Source organism: Spirillospora sp. NPDC046719 (assembly GCF_040645715.1).
In the GTDB taxonomy this organism is placed as follows: domain Bacteria; phylum Actinomycetota; class Actinomycetes; order Streptosporangiales; family Streptosporangiaceae; genus Spirillospora.
This window is the reverse complement of sequence record NZ_JBEYYT010000529.1, coordinates 1-5,553: the sequence shown is the minus strand read 5'-3', so window position 1 is coordinate 5,553 and position 5,553 is coordinate 1. Positions and strand designations below refer to the sequence as shown.

At 71.9% G+C, this 5,553-nt stretch carries 4 protein-coding genes; 1 reads left to right on the top strand and 3 read right to left on the bottom strand.

Translation table 11 applies throughout. The annotated features are described in order from the left end of the window. Positions 1-164: 164 nt before the first annotated feature. Genes ABZ914_RS45085 through ABZ914_RS45075 form a run of 3 tightly spaced genes read right to left on the bottom strand, consistent with a single transcriptional unit; the run spans position 165 to position 2,724 of the window. Positions 165-968 carry an ABC transporter permease gene (locus ABZ914_RS45085; RefSeq protein WP_433151407.1) on the bottom strand — a complete coding sequence of 268 codons (804 nt, stop codon included), beginning with the start codon at positions 966-968 and terminating at the stop codon, positions 165-167. Next, positions 965-1,741, bottom strand: coding sequence for an ABC transporter permease (locus ABZ914_RS45080; protein WP_190865341.1), 777 nt, complete (start codon positions 1,739-1,741; stop codon positions 965-967). Before ABZ914_RS45080 ends, ABZ914_RS45085 begins: the two co-directional genes overlap by 4 nt. Then, positions 1,738-2,724: an ABC transporter substrate-binding protein gene (locus tag ABZ914_RS45075; protein ID WP_190865339.1), complete on the bottom strand. Its 987-nt coding sequence runs from the start codon at positions 2,722-2,724 to the stop codon at positions 1,738-1,740. Before ABZ914_RS45075 ends, ABZ914_RS45080 begins: the two co-directional genes overlap by 4 nt. Positions 2,725-3,146: 422 nt before the next feature. Here ABZ914_RS45075 and ABZ914_RS45070 point away from each other — a divergent pair. Then, positions 3,147-5,553: nitrate- and nitrite sensing domain-containing protein (locus tag ABZ914_RS45070; RefSeq protein WP_500200839.1), on the top strand; the 2,407-nt coding region annotated here is incomplete at its 3' end.

Genomic DNA, 5,553 nt, shown 5'->3' with positions numbered 1-5,553 from the left:
CGTGGGTTTGGGGCCGCGGGCCGTAGTTTTGCCTTCGCCGTTTTACAGGCCGCACCCGGCCGCATTTTTTTCGGGGGTAACTCCCGCCCGGGGGCGCGCCGGGGGGGTCGCCGCCGGCGGCCGGGTGGTGGTGGGGGCGGGCGTCGCCGGTTCCATCGTGCGCATCAGCTCGTCAGCCGGCGGGCGCCGGCGTGCCAGGACAGCAGCCGCCGCTCCAGCAGCATGAACAGCCCGTTGAACAGCAGCCCGAGGACGCCGAGCATGACGATCCCGGCCCACATGGCGGGCATCTCGAACGTGCGCTGGGCGTTCAGCAGCTCCGCCCCGATCCCGGACGTGCTGCCGACGATCTCGGAGATGACCATCAGGATCAGCGCGAACGACAGCGCGACCCGCAGCCCCGCGAAGATCTTCGGCGCGGCGGCGGGCAGGATGACCACCAGCAGCCGGCGGAACCGGGAGACGCCGAAGACCTTGGCGGTCTCCAGCTGGAGCGGGTCCACGGTGCGCACGCCGTCGGAGGTGTTGAGCAGCACCGGCCACACCACCCCGAACGCGATCGTGACGATCTGCATGGTGGCGCCGATCTGGAACACCACGATGAAGAACGGCAGCAGGGTGGGCGGCGGGACGGCGCGCAGGAACTGCAGCACCGGGTCCAGCAGGTCGCGCGCGACCCTGGAGCGGCCGATCGCGGTGCCGAGCACCACGCCGGCGGCGCCGGCGGCGGCCCAGCCGATGAACAGGTGCGTGAGGCTGCTGGAGAAGTCGTCGACGGCCTTGTCGGTGAGGAACAGCTTCGACGCCGGCCCGGAGAACCACAGCTCGTGCAGCGCGTCGACGATCTTGGTGGGCGGCGGGAAGTAGGTCTCCTCGACCGTGCTGGTGACGACCTGCCACGCGATGACGGCGGCGGCGACCAGCCAGATCCGCTCGGCGAGGCCGCGGCCCAGTCTGAGCGCCCTCATGCGATCCCCTCCGCGCGGGCGGTGTGCCAGCGGAACGCGAAGCGCTCGAGGCCGATCAGCACGCCGTTGGCGAGCAGCCCGAGCACGCCGGCCCAGCAGGCGCCGGCCAGCAGCACGTCGGTCTGGCCGCCGCCGGACTGCGTGTCGTTGAGGTAGATCCCCATGCCGTTGTCCCCGCCGACCAGCAGCTCGGTGCTGATCACGACGACGAGCGCGACGGAGGCGGCGATGCGGACGCCGGTGGCGATGAACGGGGCGGCGCTCGGCAGCGACACCCGCAGCAGGACCGCGGGCGTCCCGAACCCGAAGCTGCGCAGGCTCTCCTTGGCGACCGGGTCGACGTCGCGCAGCGCGTAGAGCGTGTTGACGAGGATGGGCCACAGGCAGGCGTAGAAGACCAGCGACATCTTCGTCTGGTCGGGCGAGCTGAACAGCAGGATGGCCAGCGGGATCAGCGCGACCGACGGGATGGGCCGGCACAGTTCGACCACGGCCCGGGAGGCGGTGCCGAGCAGCGGCACCGAGCCGAGCAGGACGCCCAGCGGCACCGCCACCACCACCGCCAGCAGCAGCCCGAGCAGCCACGCCTTCACCGTCGCGCCGACGTCGGTCAGGAACTCCTGGTCGACGGCGAGCTTGCCGGCCTCCCTCAGCACGGTCGACGCCGGGGGGAGGGCGGTGTCGTCCACGAGGCCGGCACGGCTGACGGCCTCGAGGACGGCGACCACCGCTACCACCCCGGCGGCGCCGAGGGCGATGCGGCGAGGGTTCATGAACTCGCCGAGAACAGCAGCGGCTTGACGTCCATCCGGTTGGGGATGTAGCCGAACTGCTGCATGACGTCGGCGACCCGCTGGAGCCGGGTCGCGCTCGTGGAGGTCGGGTAGGAGCCGTAGCTCATCGTCGAGGCGACCTTGGCGTCGATGCCCTTGGCGTAGGTGGGCAGGGTCTGCTGGACGAGCTTGCGGTCGGCGGCCATGCCCTCGGCCTTGACCAGGGCGCGCTGGAACGCCGCGACGGTCCTGGGGTTCTTGTCGGCGAACTTCGAGGTGGCGGCGTAGCCGCCCATCGGGAAGTCGGCGGTCGGGCCGCTGGACAGGTCGGAGATCATGCGGGCGCCCATGTCCTCCTGCATCTGGGTGCCGAACGGCTCGATCGCCTGGACGGCGTCGACGCTCTTGCTCTTGAGCGAGGCCTCCATGTTGGGCGGCGGGATCTCGACGAAGTTCTTGTCCTCGTCGAAGTCGACGCCCTGCGGCTTGGCGGCGGCGCGCACCAGCAGCGTGCTGACGTTGTGCTTGGTGTTGACGCCGATCTTCTTGCCGGCCAGGTCCTTGATGGTGTGGAAGGGGGAGTCCTTGCGGACCATCAGGGTGTGCGTCTTCGGGGCGCTCTGGAAGCCCTCCGCGACGACCTTGGGCTTGAAGCCGGGGTCCTTGGACGCGGCGGTGAACAGGGAGACGTAGTTACCGAAGGTGATGTCCAGCTGGCCGGCCTTGAGCAGCGGGATCGCCTCGGCGCCGCCGCTGACGACGCGGGTCTTGATGGTCAGACCCTCGGCCTTGAACAGGCCCTTCTGGATCGCGATCTGCAACGGCGCGGTGTCGGCGATCGTCATCGTGCCGACCGTGATCGTGGACTTCTCCAGGCCGTTGGCCGACTTCTTGTCGTCTGAGCCGCCGCAGGCGGTGGCCGCGAGCGCTACCGCGATGGCGAGCGCGCCACCGAGGGCGGCACGGCGGTGGGAAGCAGACATGAGCAACGCTCCATTTGCGGGGGAGTTGGCTGAAAGCTGATCTTTCAACGAGGCGGGAGCGTAGCGCACGGTGACCCGCCCAGGGGGCGAGATGTGAGCTTTACGTCGGTTTATGTGAACATACCTAAACAATCCGTGACATTCGTATCCTCCGCATCACAAGTGCAGACCTATGTGATCATTCGGGTTGGCCATGTTGGTGGCTCTGTGTTGCAATGTTCCGCGCTCGCCCGCAGTGGCGCGGAGCGGGCGTCGCGACCCGAATCGCATTCGGGTCACCGTGCGCCGCGAGCGAACGACCCATTGAGAGGTAGCGGAGGGCAGTGCGGAAAGCCGAAGGGGCCGACAGCGCCCCGCAGTCCCCCGAGCAAGCCCCGTCTGCCAGCGTCGACGCCCCGAAGCGACGCTTGCTGGGAGGCCGTTTGAAGCTGCGCAACTGGCGGGTGACGACGCGCCTGTTCGCCCTCATCGCCGTGCCCACCGTCGTCGCGGCGCTCCTCGCCGGCTACCGCGTCTCGGTCTCCATGGACAACGCCCAGTCCTACGGCCGCACCGGGAAAATGGCTACGCTCGGTAAGCAACTGACCGCGCTCGCGTATGAGATGGAGAACGAGCGCGACGCGATGGCCGAGCACGCGGCCAACCACCGCGCCGTCACCACGGCGACCCTCAAGGCCGACCAGGCCCGCACGGACGCCGCGGCCGGCAAGGTCCGCGCCGCCGCCTCCGCCGTCAAGCCCGACTCGGCCGCGCTGCGCCTGTCCATCGGCAACGTCGTCAACCGCGTCGACGAGCTGGCCTCGCTGCGCACCCTGGCGATCCGGCTGGCGCCCGGCCCGGTCATCGACAAGTACACCGAGTTCATCGACGACTTCGCCAACTTCCACCTGCTGGTCTCGCAGGACGCGCCGACCCCCGAGCTCGCGCAGAGCGCCCTGGCGCTCGCCGACCTCGCCCGCGCCAAGGACGCCGCGTCGCGCGAGCGCGCGCTCATCGCCTCCGCCCTGTGGGCGGGCCGGTTCGAGCCGCTCGACCGCACGGCCGTCGACGACGCCCGCGCGGAGATGAACACCAGCATCACCGCGTTCCGCAGCTCCGCCACCCCCGCCCAGCTGCGGCTCTACGAGGATACCGTCACCGGTCCCGAGCTCGACCGCGCCGAGGTCACCCGGCTGGAGACGCTCGCCCTCGCCGACGCGAGCTCGCAGCTGAAGGTTCCGCTCAGCACCCGCACGGCGCGCGGCTGGACGTCCGACGCCGGCGTCCGGGTCGACCGGATGCGGACCGTCGAGCAGAAGATCGCCACCGACCTCGCCGGCTCGGCGGGCACGGCCGAGAGCGACGCGCGGACCGCCGCGATCCGCGACGGGTCGCTGCTGTTCCTCGTCCTCGCCGTCGTCCTCGTGCTGCTGATCATCGTGGCGCGGTCGCTGGTGCGGCCGCTGCGCCGGCTGCAGACCGGCGCCCTGGAGGTCGCCAGCAGCCGGCTGCCCGGCCTGGTCGACCGGCTCCGCGACCCCGAGGCGGCCGCCGGCGGTATCGAGGTCGCGCCGATCGAGATCGACTCCACCGACGAGATCGGCCAGGTCGCGCGCGCCTTCGACGAGGTCCACCGCGAGGCGGTCCGGCTGGCGGCGGACGAGGCCGTCCTGCGCGGCAACATCAACGCGATGTTCGTCAACCTGTCGCGGCGCAGCCAGTCGCTGATCGAGCGGCAGCTGCGGCTCATCGAGGAGCTGGAGCAGAGCGAGCGCGACGAGGAGCAGCTGTCCAGCCTGTTCCGGCTGGACCACCTCGCCACCCGCATGCGCCGCAACTGCGAGAACCTGCTGGTCCTCGGCGGCCAGGAGCAGGCCCGCCGGTGGAACAAGCCGGTCCCGCTGATCGACGTCGTGCGCGCCTCGCTGTCGGAGGTCGAGCAGTACGAGCGGGTCGCGCTGCGCGTCCAGGGCGACATGACCGTCGCCGGGCCCGTCGTCAACGACCTCGTCCACCTGCTCGCCGAGCTGGTGGAGAACGCGCTGGTGTTCTCCTCCGAGAACACCAAGGTCACCGTCTCCGGGCAGCTGCTCAGCGGCGGCGGCTCCATGCTGCAGATCACCGACAACGGCGTCGGGATGTCGCCCGAGGAGCTGGAGCAGGCCAACTGGCGGCTGGCGAACCCGCCCGTCATCGACTTCTCCGCGGCGCGCCGCATGGGCCTGTTCGTGGTCGGCCGCCTGGCCGTCCGGCACGGCATCCGCGTCGAGCTGCGGGCCGCGCAGGGCGGCGGGCTCACCGCGTTCGTCGTGCTGCCGGACGTCGCGGTCACCCCTGGCGAGCCCGCCGGCGTCGGCGCCCGCGGCCTCGGCTCCCGCGACACCGGCGGCCAGGGCCAGCTCGCCGCGCTCACGACCACCGCCGCCGAGCCGCCCGCCGCCGGCGGAGGCTTCCGCCAGGACGACTTCGGGCCCGCCGCCGGATTCGGCGCGGGCACCGGCGGCAACCCGATGGTCGGCCACACCGGCCCGCTGCGCCCGCTGCGCGGCTCCACCGGGCCGCAGCCGATGATGGGCGGCCCCCTCCACGCGGGCGACGGCACCGGACCGCAGTCGCCCTTGACGACGGGTCCGCTGACCCCGGCCGCCGGCACGGGAGCGCACGCCGCCCCGGGCACCGGCCCGCTGCCGGTCGTCCCGCCGGACATGCCGCGGCCCGCGGACGGCGCGCCGCCGAACGACCCGTACGGCGCCGGCGAGGCGCCGGGCTCGCGCCCGCCGGGCGAGCTGCCCGTCCGCCGTCCCGGCGCGCAGCTGCGCGGCCGGCAGGCCGAGTCCGGCCGGCAGGACA